This window comes from Flavivirga jejuensis (genome assembly GCF_030540765.1).
In the GTDB taxonomy this organism is placed as follows: Bacteria; Bacteroidota; Bacteroidia; order Flavobacteriales; family Flavobacteriaceae; genus Flavivirga; species Flavivirga jejuensis.
This window is the reverse complement of sequence record NZ_JAUOEL010000007.1, coordinates 175,794-193,376: the sequence shown is the minus strand read 5'-3', so window position 1 is coordinate 193,376 and position 17,583 is coordinate 175,794. Positions and strand designations below refer to the sequence as shown.

The window sequence follows — 17,583 nt, the reverse complement described above, 5'->3', positions numbered from 1 at the left end:
TTGCAAAGGCTATTGTCATTCAGAGATCTGTGTTAAAAATTTTAACTAGCGTATGAAATGACGTAATAGGGGTGTCATTCAGAAGGAGGTACGACTGAAGAATCTTTAGGGATTAATGATAAAGATTCTTCGCTGCGCTCTGAATGACAAACAATTGAAAGTTAGTCATTTACAAAACACGTCAATGGTAGGCTATCGAGAAACAAAATATATTTTGTTTGAAGATATAAGCGAAGCTTACGACTGAAGAATCTTATTCAATTAAAAATCAAAACATTAAAATTTTCAGAGATTCTTCACAGCTTTGCTGCTACTTTCAAAACAAAATATATTTTGTTTCTCGGTAATACTCAGAATGATATTTTTTAGCCTCTTCTAACTATAGTCAATTATTTGGAAGCCAAAATATCTATTTTTTGAATAGCTGTTGCTTCAAAATTTTCCAGAATAATAGGAGCATTTTCCATAAGAGTTGCTGCTATTTTGCCCGTTAAGTGTGCATCTCTTCCAGTATCTTCTGCAAAAGTGTCGAATATAGCATACGTCATATCATCTAACTTAATCGCATACCAAGATAAAGTTTTTGGTTCATCTCCTACTAATTGCTTACCTACCTGAAGAAAATTTTCTACATCTGTAGATTTACCTGCTTTAGCTTTCATAATAACTAATAAGCCTTTGTTTTGTGTTCCTGCTTTATGGTTAGATGCCAATACACTAACGGGGCGAATACTCACGTTTACATCAAAGCTTTCCAATAGATTCTCAGCATTTGCTAATAGCGCTTTTGCAACCTCACCTGTTAAATGTGCTTGTCTGCCTGCTTCTACTTTAAATGTGTCATATATTCCAAAAGTACTTTCGTCTATTTGAAAGGCGAACCAAGACACCGTTTGAGGCTCGTTATTTACGAGTGCCAATCCACTAAGTAAAAAGTTTTTAACATCTTGTTCTTTGCCAGATTTGGCTTTCATAGTTACTAATAATCCGATGATTTCTTCTTTTGTACTCTTCATAATATTACTGTTTTTGGGTTTAGAAAATGATTGAATTGAAAATCCTAGAAACATTACCAGGATTACTATTTTTAAAGGTATTCTTGTTTTCATATTTTTTAATTTTTGTTACAGTGCAAATTTGTTGCAAATCGAAGAGTTTTGGAATGGACATTTATAACTTATGCATGGACAATTTTCTATAAATAAAACAAATGATTAGTTTTTCTATCCCCGCAGCAGAGCTGCGGGGTATTATTTGAATAAAAACAGGGATAGATATAATAAGCAAAGAGTTTAAAAATAAACAGTTTGTTATTTCTACAAATCACTTTTTATTGCATTTAAAACCAATCTAAGGTTGGATGCTTTCTTAATATCAGGATAGTATTGTTATAGCTAACCAGAGTTATGCATTAGAAGGTTGTTAGTATTAAAAGTATAGTATAATCAAGTACTTGCTTGATTTCATCATAGCATCGCTATGATGAAATAGAAAAGAACAGAAAAGCCTTTAATTTTGTACTAAATTAATATACAGAACCCGTTGTATATTTAGAAAAATCTATGTAAACTATTAAATAGTAGTGAGTTGTGGTTGAGATACAACGATTGATGATGTGTAGTAAATACTATAGGACTCTAGTAAATGTTAATGGGTTATAATTAGAAACAACTACAAGTATTGAATTTCCATTTTCTAAACGCTCCATCATATGTTGTTTCTGTGTTTTTTTTGTTTCAAGAATACTTCTTTCATTCGTATAATATTTCGGTAATATTCCTTTTTCCATGGTTTATCTATATTTTTTTATGACTCCGTAAAATAGAAGTCAGTTTTATTTTCTTTATTCTAATCAATTGTATATACGATCATCCATCTTATTAGGTTTTAATTTTGCAAAAAAACGACGAAAATTTTATACAAAATCTCCGCCGTAACTAATTAAAAGCCTTAACCTATTTATGTAAATAATAGATTGGCAATAAAGATCAATGTTTAACATAAAGTATGCTATAAAAAGTGCTGATGTTAGATAAAATAGGGACGAATAAAGAGTTAAAAGTGATTTAGGAATTGAAACAGTTTCCAATAGAGGCAGATTTGCCTAACGGTTTTTTTCTAACAAAACAATCAGCTTATTAGTCCAACCTTTGGAGCCATCAGAACTGCCAAAAAAGGCAGTTCTGGATGAGGCAAAACACAAAATTCGGTTTTTGCTTCCAAGGGCAAAACCTGAAGGCAACTTGATTGGATATGAAACTGGCGAAAATCTGTGTTGAGCGGAGCCGAAGTATACCTCTTATGACTTGCTTCGGAGCCACCTATTGGCAAAGGCAGGGATAGTCAGTTTTAAGATTTTTTTTATCATTAATATATAATACTTTATTCTCAAAATTAATCTATTTTTGATTAGAATATAGCTCCTTTTTTTAGTGAAAAATTACTATAAGAATCAAGATTCAGCAAATTTATAAATAGAGAAGAGGAATTTTTTTATAAAAATGAAAAAACAAGATAAAATGTAAATAATCTATATATGAAAAATAAAACTTTCTTTATCACATGGACTCTGGTTATTAGTTTGTCTTGGTTCTCACAATCGCAAACGGTCACGCATTATAAACCAGTATCTGTAAATTACGTTAACCTATCAGATGGTACTACAGTTACTGCGCAACCAATACAAACCAAACGACTTAAAATTAAGCCTTCTAAAACTAAAGACGCCTCGGTTGTAATTAGATTAAATGACATTATTCACCCAAATTTAAGCGGAATAGGAGGCGCCTTTAACGAACAAGGAGGCGAGGCTTTTATGAGTTTGAAAGCAGCTCAACAATATAAGTTAGCAGCAGAATTATTTAATGCAGATAAGGGTATAGGCCTATCGCATTGTAGAACGGCAATAGGATCGTCCGATTTCGGTTTAGGAGCTTATAGTTATAGTGAAACCCCAGATGATTTTGAAATGAAACATTTTTCTGTAGCACGCGACGAAACATCGGTAATACCTTTTATTAAAGCAGCTTATGTTGAAAACCCAAATCTGAAAATTTTTGCATCTCCGTGGAGTCCTCCAGGGTGGATGAAAATAACAGGTAAAATGGATGGAGGTAATGAAAATCCAGAGAATAATACCCTTATTGCAAATTCTAAAATATACAATGCATATGCCCTCTATTTTTCAAAATATATACAAGAATATTCTAAACATGGCGTACAAGTAGACCGATTGATTATTCAGAATGAAACAGATATGAATCCAACATATCCAGGTTGTGATATGTCGCCTCAGCAAATGGCAGAATTAGCTTTTGATTATATTCGTCCAACATTTAAGTCTGCAGAATTGAAAACCGAATTATGGGCAGGAAGTTTTAGAGGTAAGCGTAAAGATGCCAGTGCATTTATGGCTTTAAAAGGTGCTGAAAAGATTGATGGTGTTGGATTACAATACTGTAGTTCTAAAGCTATAAAAGCCCTAAATAAAAATTATCCAGAAATGAATTTTATGCACACCGAAGGAAAATGCTGGAACGGAAAAAATACTATGAAACAAGCCAGATCTCGATTCAATGAAGTATGCATGTGGATTAATAGCGGATGTGAAAACTATTGCTATTGGAATATGGTTCTTAATGAAGAAAGTAAAAGTGCATGGGGCTGGAAACAAAATAGTATGATTAAAATTGATCGTCAAACACAAACAATTACCTATAATGCAGATTATGCACCCATGGCGTTGTTTAGTAAATTTGTTCGCCCAGGAGATCAGAGTATAAAAACTACAACGCCAGATAATGTTGATGCTCTGGCAGTTCGTAACAAAAAACATGTCGTTGTTTTTTTAGAAAACGACACCGAAATTATTGAAACACAGCAAATAAAACTTGCTAGTAAAAACTATACAGTACAATTACCTGCAAATAGTTTATGTGCATTTGTTTTTGAACCAAAAAAATAAGAGAAATAGTGGTGCAAAATTTCTTTTGAAAATTTAAGAATGAAAAATAAGAATTTACTAGTCGCGTTATTTTTTTGTACACTATCATTTTTTCAGTGTTCAAAATCATCTAAAGAAGCAAAACCAAATATTCTATTAATTTGTGTTGATGACCTTCGTCCTGAATTAAAATGTTTTGGAGCAGATTATATAGTTTCTCCTAATATAGACCAACTTGCAGAAACTAGTGTTTCATTTCAAAAACATTTTGTTAATTCACCAAGCTGTGGACCATCTCGTTATACCTTATTAACAGGGCAATACGGTCCTTCTGGTAATGATGCCTTTTTTATCAACGCTAAAGAAAATAATTCAAGCATGCCCCAATGGTTTAAAAAACAAGGGTATACAACAGTTTCAGTAGGAAAGGTATCCCATCATCCAGGAGGAAGAGGCGGTAAAAACTGGAACGACAGTACAATTATTGAAATGCCAGGCGCGTGGGATAAACATCTTATGCCAATTGCAGAATGGCAACATCCACGTGGAATGATGCATGGGTTGGCACATGGAGAAATTAGAACAAATTCAAAAAGTATGGATGTTTTCCAATCCGTAGAAGGAGCAGATACTATATATCCAGATGGAGCGATTACAAATGAAGCTTTAAAACAGCTAAGAGTACTTGCCAAAAATAACGAAAAGCCATTTTTCCTTGCCGTTGGAATTATTAAACCACATTTGCCTTTCGGAGCTCCAAAATCTTATTTGGATAAGTATAAAGAGGTTAAACTTCCAGAAATTAAGCATCCGCAAAAACCAGAAGGAAGAACCACATGGCACAATTCTAGTGAATTTATGAAATATAACCGTTGGGGTAAAGATCCAAATAAAGATACAGACTTTGCAGACGAAGTACGGCGTCATTATGCAGCGAGTGTTAGTTATGCAGATGCGCAAGTCGGAAAAATTCTTGCAGAATTAAAACGAACAGGAGCAGATAAAAACACTATTATTGTTTTTTGGGGAGATCATGGTTGGCATTTAGGAGAACATGCTATTTGGGGGAAACATAGTTTGTTTGAAGAATCTTTACGTTCACCAATGATAATTCACTACCCAGGAATGAAACAAGAAGGTTACAAAACCAATGCTATTGTAGAAACACTAGATATTTTTCCAACATTGTGTGATTTAACAGGCGTAGAAACCCCTAAATTTGCACAAGGTGTGTCTTTAAAAAAAATATTAGAAAAACCAGATAAAGCAGGCCACTCTGCATTTGCATATAAAAATAACGTTACAACTATAAGAACTAAAACGCATCGATTATTACTTCATAAAAATGGTTTCGTAGAATTGTATGATCACACAACATTAGAAAATGAAACCAAAAATATAGCAGACAAACATCCAAATTTAGTAACAGAGTTAAAGAAATCTTTGATAGATAAATTACAATAGAATTCTAAGATAATTCAGCAAATTTTGAAAACCGATTTTTATAACCTATCATAATGTTGATTGGTTAGTTATATGAAAGGTTTACAATAAATAAAAGATTACGCTTAATAGTCTTTTTGTTATAACAGAGAAAATAATTGGTTGATTTGAGAAAAGAATTTTTGAATGGTCAGGGTATTTTTGTTACAGAACAAGGTTTCTTTTATATTCAGTCTATTATTAGATGGAAAGTCCCATAAATTTAAAAAAGCTTAACTTAAAAATAGGGGATAAGCGTATAAAAGTTAATATAGATAATAGTGCAGAAGCTGCTATACTAGAAAAGGAGATTCCTCAAGGAGAAACAGCGTTTTTAGCTTATTTTGATACGGAGGATGGAACACTACGCAACGCTTTTTATATTGATATAGAGCGAGTGAACTAGATTTTTTCATGATATTTGTAGAAACCAAACAATGTTGAAAAACTTAACTTAAAATGACCGACTTTAAAAACTATCTTTTTTTTATTATTTCTATAATTCTCATGGCAAATTTATCTGCACAAGAATTAAAAATCACAAAATCTCCTGAGGATTTTCAGCTATATGCACGAAATAAATCAGATAGTGCTAAAGTTTTTATTTCTGGGCTCGTTAAAGGAACTCCCAATTTTAAAGAATACACATTAAAAGTATTTAAGAATGGAGAACTATATGATACACAAAAAGATACTTTAAAAAATAAAAAGTTTTCTCTTTCTACTAAAATTGATGCAGGTTTGCACCAATTTAAATTTGAGTTTTACATCAAAAAAAATAATGCAGACAGTTTGTATTTAACAGCTAATAATGTTGTTTGTGGAGATGCTTATATTATTACAGGTCAGTCAAACTCTCATGCAAGTAGTAGCTTATCAACATATAGTAGTCCTTATTGTAGAAGTTTTGGGGTTAAAACTGGTTTTGAATCTTATAATAACAAAGATAAAAAAGTACGTTGGGGCTTAGCCACAGGAAACTGCCCTAATTTAAAAGGTGTTGGTGGTTGGTTTAAAAAAAATCCACATGGTGTTGGTGTTTGGGGCATGGAATTAATGCGCCTTATTGTAGAAAAACACCAAGTTCCTGTTTGTATTATTAATGGCGGTAGTGGTTCTTCTTCAATAGAGCAGAACATGCTTTACCCAGAAAAACCATCATTAGAAACTAGCTTTGGTAGATTAGCTTACCGTGTAAATCAAGCTGGACTAAAAAATAATATTAAAGCTATTCTATGGCATCAAGGAGAAACAAATACCAATACCTTGAAAGGAGCTGAATCTTACGAATCAAATTTCGATACCCTTTTTAATGATTGGAAAAGGGTTTACCTTGGTTTAGAAAAGGTTTACTTATTTCAGTTGCATCCAGGATGTGGAGGCGATTACGCATCTAAATTAAGAGAGAAGCAATATCAAATTTCGGAGAAATATGACATGGTAGATATAATGTCTACAAACAGTGTTATTGGTCATGATGGCTGCCATTTTTCTTATGAGGGCTATTTAGAGTTTGCACATCGTATTTTTCCTCTGATTTCTGGTGATTTTTATAATGAAAAACCTGATGGTATTATTACACCACCAAAACTGGAATATGCATACTATCTGGATAATAATAACATAGTATTAAAATTTGATCAACCTATTAACTATAATGATAAAAAGAAAGTAAAAGGTAATATACATTACCTTAAAAATCAATTCTTTTTTTCAAAGGGAAATAGTGCAGAACAGGTATCTAACATGGTAGAAAACATAACAATTAATCATGATAAATTAACACTAAAAGTTAAAAAAAATAGTGTTTTTGATAAAATCACATATGTACCCAATAAGTTCTATTTAAATACCAAAGACGTCTATAATGGACCTTGGATTAAAGGTTCAGAGAATAAATTAGGAGCTTTGAGTTTTTATAATAAAAAAATAAAAAGTACTAATAATATAAAAGAATGGCATGGTTACAAAATATTAGATTCCACACTTAATGGCGTTAATTTTAAACTTGTTTTTCCAAAAAAAGCTAATAAAAAAAAGAATTGGATTTGGCGTGCCCGTTTTTGGGGTCATGAACCACAAACCGATTTAGCGCTTTTAGAAAAAGGATTCCATGTAGCATATATTAATGTAGGCGGTTTGTTTGGAAATGAAAAAGCGATCCAAATTTGGGATGATTTTTATAATACCATAACAACCAAATATAATTTAAATACGAAAGTTGTTTTAGAAGGAATGAGTAGAGGAGGGCTTATTGTTTTTAATTGGGCAAATCGTAATGCTAGTAAAGTAGCCTGTATTTATGTAGACGCTCCTGTTTGCGACTTTAAAAGTTGGCCTGGAGGAAAAGGTGTAGGAGAAGGTAATCCATCTACTTGGGAAACCTGTTTAAAACAATATGACTTTTCAGAAAAAGAAGCCCTTTTGTATAACGGTAACCCTGTAAACCACCTGGAATATTTAGCAAGTAATAAAGTGCCTATTTTAAGTGTTGTTGGAGACATTGATAACGTTGTTCCTGTTATAGAAAACACAGCTTTATTACAAAAAAGACTTATAGCATTAGGTTGGGATTTAACCATTATTCGTAAACCCAAAGTAGGGCATCATCCCCATTCACTAAAAAATCCAAAACCTATTGTAGATTTTATTTTAGAGAATAAATAGCCTGATAAATGATTGGCTTTACAGTATTTATTGAAGCTAATTATGAAGAAAGAATAATACCGATATTATGGTGACAATGACTAATCGTTATTTTTAACAGCTAATACCTAATGTTCTTATTGAGTTAGTTAAAACAGTAAATAAAAATAATCTATGAGATGTTATATAAATAAATCAGTAATAACATGTATGGTATTTTTTTTCGGTATTTTAAGCGTTGAACCTCAAATAAAAAAAGAGTCGATTAAAAATAATATTTCTAATTCTACTAAAATACCAGTATTAATTATTGATGGTTTTAGCAATCACCAATGGGATACAAATACTAAATATTTACGAAAAATACTCGAATCTACTGGGAAGTTTAAAGTAGCAGTAAGTACCTGTCCAAATCAAAAAGAAAACAAATCAGAATGGGAAAATTGGAATCCTGATTTTAATACATACCCTGTTGTGATACAAACTTGCAATAATATTTTTAGGGAAGATAGTTTACAATGGCCCAATCATGTAAAACAATCTTTTGAAAAATACGTGGACGAAGGTGGTGGCGTATACATATATCACAGTGCTGCCAATGCCTTTAAAGGATGGCCTGCATATAATAAAATGATAGCCTTAGGGTGGCGAAATAAAGATTTTGGTGTAGCAGTAACTATTAATGATAAAGAAGAGCTGGAGGTTATTGCAAAGGGAGAAGGAGAAAATACAAGACATGGAGCACGTACAGATGCTTGATAACCCAGATAGGCAATCATCCCATTCATAGAGGTATGCCAAAAGCATGGAGAGCCGCCGATGTAGAGATTTATCGCTACGGAAGAGGTACAACCGAAAACTTAGAAGTTATATCTTATGCTAGAGATCCAAAAACAAAATTAAACTTCCCTATGGAATGGACTGTGAAATTTGGTAGAGGTAAAGTATATAGTTCTACCTATGGCCATTTGTGGAAAAACCAAGAATGGCCTCCAGGCATGCGTTGTGCAGCGTTTCAACAATCAATGGTAAGAGCTTTACAATGGTTAAGTGGCAATGTAGTTGATAATCATATAGAAGCAGATTTTCCAACAAGCAAAAGTGTCGTACTTAGGGTAATGGGCTTAGATTAATACTTTTAAAAATTAAACAGTTTCTAAACCATAGAGGAATAATTTTAAGACAAATATTGTATTTTTAAAAATTAATTTCTACCGAAATAATTTTAAAATTAAATAAGAAACTGTTTAAGTTTTTAAAAGTAAATTATATGAAAAAGTATAGTTTTTGTATATCACTAATTATCTGTTTATTAGTTGGTAATGTGTCTGTTTCTTTAAATAAAAAAGAAAATAAGAAACGTATTGAATTCCAACTAAACTCTCTTTTTAAAGACCACATGGTTTTACAACGAGATATGCCTATTCCTATATGGGGAAAGGCAGAAGCTGGAACAACCGTTACAGTTAAGTTTGCGAACTCAGAGAAAAGTACCGTAGTAGATTCCAATGGTAAATGGCGTGTAAATTTAGATGCATTAAATGCGAACTTCGAGTCTAGAACAATGCTTATAACATCTTCAATTAATAAAGATGTTATAAAGATTTCAGATATCGTAGTTGGAGATGTATGGATATGTTCAGGACAGTCCAATATGCAAATGGGAGTTGGAGGTGTCCCAGAAATTAAAGCTTTAATACCCACATCTTCCAATATTCGAAGTTTTAAAGTAAAAAACACAGTGGCGTTTCAACCTCAAGAAACTTGCGATGGTGAATGGGTGAATGAACATCCAAATAGTGCAGTAGCATTTTCTTTTGCTTATTTTCTTCAGAAATCGGCCAATGTTCCCGTGGGGATTATTTTAACATCTTGGGGAAGTTCATCCATAGAAGCATGGATGCCAAGAGAAATGACCAAAACAGTGCCTCATTTTAAAACCATGATGGATGAGTTTGATGCTGATACTAATACTAAAAATAGAATAAAAACTATTTTAGAAGGAGTAAAACCATGGGCAAGAAAAGATGATATTTTTTTACGCAGACAATCAAACATCCTTTATAATGCCATGATGCATCCATTAATTCCTTATGCATGCAGCGGATTAGTTTGGTATCAAGGAGAACGTAATACACAATCTATGCATGGCATGCCGAAAAAACCTTGGTTTTCAAGAAACTCTGGTATGCTTAAGTACGGAGAAACACTTAAAGAATGGGTGAAAAATTATCGAAAGTCTTGGAATAATGACGACATGCATTTTATGGTGGTTATGCTACCAGGGTATGGGAAAATTTTAGATTCAGGAACAGATATTAATCTAGAAAGCCCCGATTCTCATTCATGGGCGTGGATGCGAGAGTCACAATTAAAAGTTCTTGAGTTGCCAAATACATCTGTAGTAAACACGATCGATTTAGGGCATGTTAAAAATATACACCCCAAAGATAAATTACCTATTGGTAAACGTCTAGCATCACTGGCAATGAATGCTGTTTTAAAATCAGGTACAGAGTCTTATGGCCCCATATTTAAAAAAATAAAAACAAAAAAAAATACCTTAGTCATTTACTTTGACCATGCCAAAGAACTTAAAACAAAAGATGGTAAAGCACCAAAAGCCTTTTGGTTATCAGATGATTCTAAAAAGTGGTTTCCTGCAGATGCCAAAATAAAAGGAAAAACAATAATATTGAGTACTTCAGGATTAGAAAAACCGCTTTATGTGCGCTATGCCTTTACAGGTAAGCCAACAGTTAATTTAGTAAATGGCGTAGATTTACCAGCATACCCATTTAGAACAGATACTTTTAAACCTTAATCTAAAAATTTTTCAACCCTTAGGGAGACCTGCTGGAAAAGCTACGTTGTACCCACAAATATTGATCTGTTTATAAAATTGTTAAAACCATGAATTGGAGGTAAACACTCTAGAGGTTTGTAGGCAAGCGTCAAATGTTTGAAGATGTCGTTAAAAAATAAATGTTGTTTGAGCTTAGAAAGAGAGAACAAACAATCTATTATATACAATTTATGTAATAGAGTTAATAAGTGTGAAATGACCAATAGTGTAAGGGCATTTCTTTTAGACACCAAAAACTAATTTGACCGCCAAAATAGCGATAGCGTATTCGCGATAACAAAAATATAAAATGAATATGACCAGCGTAAAACTTAAAACCAGACTTTTTATTGGTCTCAAATGAAGTTAAAACTATGTACTTTAGTGCATGTCGCTTTCAGCTTCTAAAAACTTTTGACACGAATTCACACAAATTCAGTTTTACCATATTTCACGAAGCAGACTTTCAGTCTGCCAAAACGAACCTATGGACTTCCAGTCCATGGTTTATTTCTTTTTTGGGCGATGTAAAAAAGATATTTACCCATGGAAACACATTTTTTACACAGTAAAATATCGGTTATATTTTAGTGTCTTCAAATATTTATTGTATAAATGGCTAAAAAAAGAAGAAATATTTCGAATAAAATATTTTATCCCTAATAATTAATGTAATTCTTAAAAAAAATAGGGTTCTATACCATATATGAATATAAAAAACTACAAATATTAAATATTTGTAGGCAATAGTCTTCGTTTTGGTTTTTTATTATCTAATTGTAACTCACTACAATACTACGTATTTTTATAAATTACAGGATAAAATGCAAAAAAATCGGTCAAAATGTTGTTTTTTAAGATAAATTGCATAGTTTTGCTATTCATAATCAAGAAAATTTATAATATGAAAATGAAAATTATATTTTTTAGTTTAAGTTTATTTTTAATAACTGGAGCTAGTTTTGCTCAAAAGAAAGATGTGCCTAAAAGTATTATCAGTGATAAGGTAGGAATAAAAAAATACCATGATAAGGAAGAATTAGATCGCATGCAAAAGGGACAATTGTTAGAACTTTATATTGAAAGAATAAAACTTCTAGTTAAAACGCTACCATATATAGCGTTCGCTACAAAACCAGGAGTAACGATGTCTACTTTAGGAATTCCTAATACAAAAGATAATAGAGCAACTTTAGATGACGAATATGAAGCTTCAGATGCTTTTCTGGAAACAACACTTAATTTTCAGAGGACGATGCTGCCATACTCAGATAAAAGTAATCTGGTAGCAGCTATCATATTTTATGAAGATACCATGAAGATGCTACACGATTACAGTGAATATCGTTGATCATACATACTAGTAGACTTTTTTTGATATTACTTATTTATTAAATTAAATATAATATCAGTAAATTTTCAGTAAAATATCATATTATAAGGTTTAAAAAATTAAACCCTACTTTCTTATGAAACTCAATTTTGAGAAGTCAACAAGACATACTTATAATTGTAAGTTAAAATAATGACGTTTTTTAGTAAAGTATAAGATCAATACTTTATATTTTTTGATGAGTTTACTTGTAATTAAATAATTTCGTACAAACGATTATTTAATTATAAGTAAACTTTTTAATTTGTAATACATTTTTGTTTATCTCCTTTTTCTTTACTTTTTTGAACAAGCATTTTGTTGGTAAAATTCTTACTAACTATAAGTAAATTTCGTTTATGCGTAATTGATAGATAAAAACATGTAGTACATCGGACTTTTTTGTAAGTAAATATTTCATAATAGTGTATTTCATCGAATTTATTAGCTTTTTATGGAATGTAAATGTAATTAATTGTAAATTTGACTTAAACAAGTATTAATATAAATTGTTATGAAAAGAATCACCCAAATAATGATGTTGCTTTTAATAGTTGGAAGCGCATCCGCACAACAGGAAAAAGGAATAGTAGGTACAGAAAACTGGTTAAATAACTGGACAGATTTCAGTCCTAAACTGTCTGATTACGGGGAACCTAGTCAGATAATAACAGGAAATATAACCAAAGATACCAAGCTATCAAAAAGAGATACTTATTTGTTAATGGGGAATGTTTTTGTAGCAGATAGTGTTACACTTACTATAGAACCAGGAACAGTTATTATAGGTGATTACGATTCTAAAGCATCTTTAACTATAAGTAAAGGAGCGACTATAATAGCAGAAGGATTAGAAACCGACCCAATTATTTTTACTTCAAATAGAAGTGTTAAAAAAGCAGGAGACTGGGGAGGAATAATTATACTAGGAGATGGACCAACAAATAAATTTGGAAACAGCTCAATAGCATCTATGTATGCACACCTGGATCCTTCTTCTTATGTATATACTAACTATGGAGGAACAAACACTAAAAGTAATTCTGGTATACTAAAATATGTTAGAATAGAATATGCAGGAAAAAAATTAAGAACAGGAGCTAAATTTGATGGTTTGTTCTTAGCTGGTGTAGGAAGCGAAACAGTATTCGAAAATGTTATGGTAAGTTACTGTGCAGGAGATTCTTTTGAAGTATTAGGAGGTAACGTTAATATATCAAATGCCATTTCTTATAGATCAAACATTAATGACTATAAATTTAATTATGGGACACAAGTAGTATTAACTAACTCATTAGCAGTTAGATCTCCGTATGGTAGTAGTAGTAAAGGAGCTAGATGCTTACAAGTAACATCTTATGATAAAAAAGAAGAAGTAGATTTTACAAAAAAAGGAACATCTGTAATTGCTAAAAATGTTACTTTAATAAATACTAGTGATGATTTAAATGAGCATATTAAATTAGGTTTAATTAAAGAAGCCATATTTATAGGAGAAAGTGCTTCACTTGATATTAATAAAAGTGTTATTTCTGGATTTAATCCAGCGGTAATATTAGACGATAAAATAATAATCAATCAAGAGAACTTAGAGAGAATAAAATTTGTAGATATGTATTTCAATAACTGTAATGGAAACATATTTAAAGAAAACAATTCTAATAATGAGGACTTAGAAAACTGGTATGGTAACAGATCATTTTATAATGTATACGCAAAAAGCCAAAATTCTGAAACTTTTATAGATTTAAAGAATAAGAAAAGACCAGATTTTAGATTACGTATTAATAAAATAATAGCTGCTAACGGTAAAAACTAGAAATTTCTAGTTTTTACTTTAGCTTAATTAATAATTCAGAACGAGAAAAGACCCTTATTAGTAAACCAATCAACAATTAATTATTATAAAAGTGATTTTCAATTATAATGGTGTCGTTAGTAGTACGATAATTGTTTCTAGAAGTTTTATTTACTAAAGAATAATGTCGTATGAGAAACTTTACTTTTACTAACTTTATTGTTTTAATTTTACTATTTGTAGTAGGAAAGGCGTATGCACAACCAAAAATAGGAAAACCTTCATTTGAATTTACAAAAACTTGTGCTAATCCTGATTTTAATACATTTGAAGTAAAATTCGATTTTACAGAATCAGGTTTGGGTGCTTCTAATCAGTTTATAATAGAACTCTCTGATGAAGCAGGAAATTTTTCAGATCCAGCAGTGATACTATATACATCTTCAGTTGGAGAAATTATCACATCACCAGGAATAATTAATTTTTCTGTGCCAACAACAATAGCAGGAGAAGGATTTAAACTTAGAGTTAAAGGAACAGATCCAGTTGAAACAAGTGTTTCTTCTGATGCTTTCCCTGCTTATTATAAATTTGTTGACACAGGATTCTCTATTAATAATTTAGAAAATACAGGTGTTTTTTGTTCTGGAGGAAGCTATTTGTTAACAATAGATAACCCAGACCTTATAAATAATAATTCTCCATTACAATATCCTTCACTTTCATATACTTGGCATAGAGTAACAGGTCCGACAACATCGGATCCTTTTGCATCAGGGGCAAGTTTAGCAGTAAGTGACCCAGGAACTTATTTTGTTGTAATAAATTACGGATCATGTACTTCAGAGACCGCAAGGTCAAACAAGGTAACCGTTAGTGAAGCATCGGCTGGTGGAGCCTCCAGTATAACTTCTAGTTTAGGAGATTCATTTTGTGCTAGTGTGGGTTTAACAACTTTAAGTACTGTTTCGGCTAATAGTTATCAATGGTTTAAAGATGGCAATGAAATTTCTGGAGCCACAGAGCAAACATATCAAACTAATGAATCAGGTACATTTTCCGTTAATATTACTTTAAATGGTTGTTCAACCAGTGCGTCGATTACGCTTGATGCCAATCAATTTACGAGTAGCATTGATGTTTCAGAATTACCAGGAGTAAATTTAATGCCTGCTAGTGGAACTTTAGATATTAATATTACAGATACAGCTAATAGCCCAGAATACGAATGGTACTTAAATGACACTCTAATTACTGGAGAAAATAGTAGTAGCTATGAAGCAACGCAAATAGGTAACTATAAAGCTGTTATATATCAAACCATAGGCTGTATATCATCAAAAGAATTTCTTTTTGTAATAAATGATGCATTTCCAGAAGTTGAAAAAATACCTAATTTAATAAGTCCAAATGGTGACGGACAGAATGATACATGGGTTATTCCACAAACATTCGTAAGTGGAACAAATGCAGAAGTTCTAATAATAAGCTCCCGAGGAGAAATAGTATTACAAACCAATGATTATCAAAATAATTGGCCAGAAAATGAATTGGATTTTAAAAGTGTAAATCCAGTTTACTATTATATAATAACAACCGAAGATCAAAAAACAAGAAAAGGGTCTATAACGGTTGTAAAATAATATGAAAACATATCTATTACATATCGTTCTATTTTTGTGTTTTACACAACAATTCCATACTCAAGAAGAAGATGGAGTTGTTTCGTTTGTATTACCTGTTAGAAATTCTTTAAAGTTTAATAGATATGCTATCAATCCTACCTTTAGTTTTGTAAGAGAACAAAACAAATATATTAGTTTTAATAATAAAAGACAATGGGCTCAGTTTGAAGATGCTCCTCAAACATATTTATTTGGTTATTCTGGAAGATTTAGAGAAAACATAGGCGCTGGTATTGGACTTTTTCAACAAAATTATGGCGTATTTTCCACCTTTGGTGGCATTCTAAATTTCGCTTACAATGTTGTACTTAATAGAGACAGCAATTTAACTTTTGGTATGAATTTGGGGTTTTACAAAAGTGGTATAAACGAGGGTAAAGTCATAACAAATTTCCCAGACCCATCTTTAGACAATATACCATCAAACTCTTTGATAACAGCGAATCCTGGAATAAATTATGGTACAGATTTTCTTGACTTTGGATTATCCCTTAATAACATTTTTTTATATAATCTCAATACATCCAAGATAGTAGAAGAAGATCCTGAGCAAAGTGTACAAGCCCATATTATGTATACGGGTTATGCAGACACTCGTGGTTTTTTCGATGAAAGTAAATTTTCTGGTTTAATAAAAACAGAATTTAAAAAAGATAAGACAGTTATTTCTGGAATAGCTATGTTAACTGTTCCTAAAGGTATTTGGGCACAAGCGGGGTATAATACTTTATATGGATTATCTATAGGATTAGGTTTAAATATAAGTACTCAAATTTCTATAGAATATAATTATGAAAAAGCTATAGGAGATTTGTTATCTTTTGGAAATTCCCATGATATAACACTAGCCTATAAATTTAAAAACAGATATAGATATGCTTATAGTGGTGACGATGAAGAAGCTTCTATTATCATTCCTGACAAAAGAAGAAAGCGATCTACAGTGAGACGAAGAACTTCTGTTAAAAGTAAAGTTCCGGTTAAACGAAAAACAGCAGCAGAAGTTAAAGCAGCAGCAGCAGCAAGAGCTAAGTTGTTAGCAGAAACAAAAGCTAAAGAAATAGCTGAAAGATCAAGAAAAACAGCAGCAGCCAAAGCCGCCGCCGCCGAAGCAAAAGCAAAAGCCGATGCAGAAGCTGCAAGAGCCAAAGCCGCTGCCGCCGAAGCAAAAGCAAAAGCCGATGCAGAAGCCGCAAGAGCTAAAGCCGCTGCCGAAGCAAAAGCAAAAGCTGATGCAGAAGCCGCAAGAGCTAAAGCTGCCGCCGAAGCCAAAGCAAAAGCCGATGCAGAAGCCGCAAGAGCTAAAGCTGCCGCCGAAGCAAAAGCAAAAGCTGATGCAGAAGCCGCAAGAGCTAAAGCTGCTGCCGAAGCAAAAGCAAAAGCTGATGCAGAAGCTGCAAGAGCTAAAGCCGTTGCTGAGGCAAAAGCAAAAGCTGATGCAGAAGCCGCAAGAGCTAAAGCTGCTGCCGAAGCAAAAGCAAAAGCTGATGCAGAAGCCGCAAGAGCCAAAGCTGCCGCCGAAGCAAAAGCAAAAGCTGATGCAGAAGCCGCAAGAGCAAAAGCTGCCGTTGAAGCAAAAGCAAAAGCTGATGCAGAAGCCGCAAGAGCAAAAGCTGCCGCTGAAGCAAAAGCAAAAGCTGATGCAGAAGCTGCAAGAGCTAAAGCCGCCGCCGAAGCAAAAGCAAAAGCTGATGCAGAAGCTGCAAGAGCTAAAGCCGCCGCCGAAGCAAAAGCAAAAGCTGATGCAGAAGCTGCAAGAGCTAAAGCTGCCGCCGAAGCAAAAGCAAAAGCTGATGCAGAAGCCGCAAGAGC

13 protein-coding genes are annotated in these 17,583 nt (G+C 32.4%); 11 read left to right on the top strand and 2 right to left on the bottom strand.

Annotated features, from left to right (window positions below; genetic code table 11):
* Positions 1-389: 389 nt before the first annotated feature.
* Both Q4Q40_RS18495 and Q4Q40_RS18490 read right to left on the bottom strand, forming a co-directional pair.
* The gene (locus Q4Q40_RS18495) at positions 390-1,016 is read right to left on the bottom strand and encodes a putative quinol monooxygenase (protein ID WP_303303463.1); all 627 of its coding nucleotides are present in this window, start codon (positions 1,014-1,016) and stop codon (positions 390-392) included.
* Between the two features lie 611 nt (positions 1,017-1,627).
* Positions 1,628-1,789, bottom strand: coding sequence for a hypothetical protein (locus Q4Q40_RS18490; RefSeq protein ID WP_303303462.1), 162 nt, complete (start codon positions 1,787-1,789; stop codon positions 1,628-1,630).
* Positions 1,790-2,536: 747 nt separating this feature from the next.
* On the opposite strand from Q4Q40_RS18490, the gene Q4Q40_RS18485 reads away from it, so the two are divergent.
* The 11 genes from Q4Q40_RS18485 to Q4Q40_RS18435 all read left to right on the top strand — a co-directional run.
* Positions 2,537-3,964 carry a glycoside hydrolase family 30 protein gene (locus Q4Q40_RS18485; protein ID WP_303303461.1) on the top strand — a complete coding sequence of 476 codons (1,428 nt, stop codon included), beginning with the start codon at positions 2,537-2,539 and terminating at the stop codon, positions 3,962-3,964.
* Between the two features lie 39 nt (positions 3,965-4,003).
* Positions 4,004-5,407, top strand: coding sequence for a sulfatase (locus Q4Q40_RS18480; protein ID WP_303303460.1), 1,404 nt, complete (start codon positions 4,004-4,006; stop codon positions 5,405-5,407).
* Between the two features lie 223 nt (positions 5,408-5,630).
* A complete protein-coding gene (locus Q4Q40_RS18475) occupies positions 5,631-5,831 on the top strand; it encodes a hypothetical protein (protein WP_303303459.1) in 201 nt (66 codons plus the stop codon).
* Positions 5,832-5,932: 101 nt separating this feature from the next.
* On the top strand, positions 5,933-8,092 hold the full coding sequence (locus Q4Q40_RS18470; RefSeq protein ID WP_303303458.1) for a sialate O-acetylesterase: 2,160 nt from the start codon (positions 5,933-5,935) through the stop codon (positions 8,090-8,092).
* Between the two features lie 153 nt (positions 8,093-8,245).
* Positions 8,246-8,830 (top strand): type 1 glutamine amidotransferase family protein, encoded by a 585-nt coding sequence (locus Q4Q40_RS18465; RefSeq protein WP_303303457.1) that lies wholly within the window; start codon positions 8,246-8,248, stop codon positions 8,828-8,830.
* The gene (locus Q4Q40_RS18460; RefSeq protein WP_303303455.1) at positions 8,827-9,204 is read left to right on the top strand and encodes a type 1 glutamine amidotransferase family protein; all 378 of its coding nucleotides are present in this window, start codon (positions 8,827-8,829) and stop codon (positions 9,202-9,204) included. The genes Q4Q40_RS18465 and Q4Q40_RS18460 overlap by 4 nt, the downstream gene beginning before the upstream one ends.
* A gap of 137 nt (positions 9,205-9,341) precedes the next feature.
* Positions 9,342-10,895, top strand: a complete 1,554-nt coding sequence (locus tag Q4Q40_RS18455) for a sialate O-acetylesterase (protein ID WP_303303454.1) — start codon at positions 9,342-9,344, stop codon at positions 10,893-10,895.
* 925 nt (positions 10,896-11,820) lie between these two features.
* Positions 11,821-12,267, top strand: coding sequence for a hypothetical protein (locus tag Q4Q40_RS18450; RefSeq protein ID WP_303303453.1), 447 nt, complete (start codon positions 11,821-11,823; stop codon positions 12,265-12,267).
* A gap of 535 nt (positions 12,268-12,802) precedes the next feature.
* The gene (locus tag Q4Q40_RS18445; protein ID WP_303303451.1) at positions 12,803-14,107 is read left to right on the top strand and encodes a beta-helix domain-containing protein; all 1,305 of its coding nucleotides are present in this window, start codon (positions 12,803-12,805) and stop codon (positions 14,105-14,107) included.
* A 170-nt stretch (positions 14,108-14,277) separates the two neighbouring features.
* Positions 14,278-15,729 carry a T9SS type B sorting domain-containing protein gene (locus tag Q4Q40_RS18440; RefSeq protein WP_303303450.1) on the top strand — a complete coding sequence of 484 codons (1,452 nt, stop codon included), beginning with the start codon at positions 14,278-14,280 and terminating at the stop codon, positions 15,727-15,729.
* A 1-nt stretch (position 15,730) separates the two neighbouring features.
* Positions 15,731-17,583: PorP/SprF family type IX secretion system membrane protein (locus tag Q4Q40_RS18435; protein ID WP_303303654.1), on the top strand; the 1,853-nt coding region annotated here is incomplete at its 3' end.

Coding starts and splice junctions, on each gene's coding strand:
- Q4Q40_RS18445 (WP_303303451.1), top strand. CDS start 12,803: ATGAAAAGAATCACCCAAATAATGATGTTGCTTTTAATAGTTGGAAGC.
- Q4Q40_RS18480 (WP_303303460.1), top strand. CDS start 4,004: ATGAAAAATAAGAATTTACTAGTCGCGTTATTTTTTTGTACACTATCA.
- Q4Q40_RS18490 (WP_303303462.1), bottom strand. CDS start 1,789: ATGGAAAAAGGAATATTACCGAAATATTATACGAATGAAAGAAGTATT.
- Q4Q40_RS18440 (WP_303303450.1), top strand. CDS start 14,278: ATGAGAAACTTTACTTTTACTAACTTTATTGTTTTAATTTTACTATTT.
- Q4Q40_RS18485 (WP_303303461.1), top strand. CDS start 2,537: ATGAAAAATAAAACTTTCTTTATCACATGGACTCTGGTTATTAGTTTG.
- Q4Q40_RS18495 (WP_303303463.1), bottom strand. CDS start 1,016: ATGAAGAGTACAAAAGAAGAAATCATCGGATTATTAGTAACTATGAAA.
- Q4Q40_RS18475 (WP_303303459.1), top strand. CDS start 5,631: ATGGAAAGTCCCATAAATTTAAAAAAGCTTAACTTAAAAATAGGGGAT.
- Q4Q40_RS18465 (WP_303303457.1), top strand. CDS start 8,246: ATGAGATGTTATATAAATAAATCAGTAATAACATGTATGGTATTTTTT.
- Q4Q40_RS18450 (WP_303303453.1), top strand. CDS start 11,821: ATGAAAATGAAAATTATATTTTTTAGTTTAAGTTTATTTTTAATAACT.
- Q4Q40_RS18455 (WP_303303454.1), top strand. CDS start 9,342: ATGAAAAAGTATAGTTTTTGTATATCACTAATTATCTGTTTATTAGTT.
- Q4Q40_RS18470 (WP_303303458.1), top strand. CDS start 5,933: ATGGCAAATTTATCTGCACAAGAATTAAAAATCACAAAATCTCCTGAG.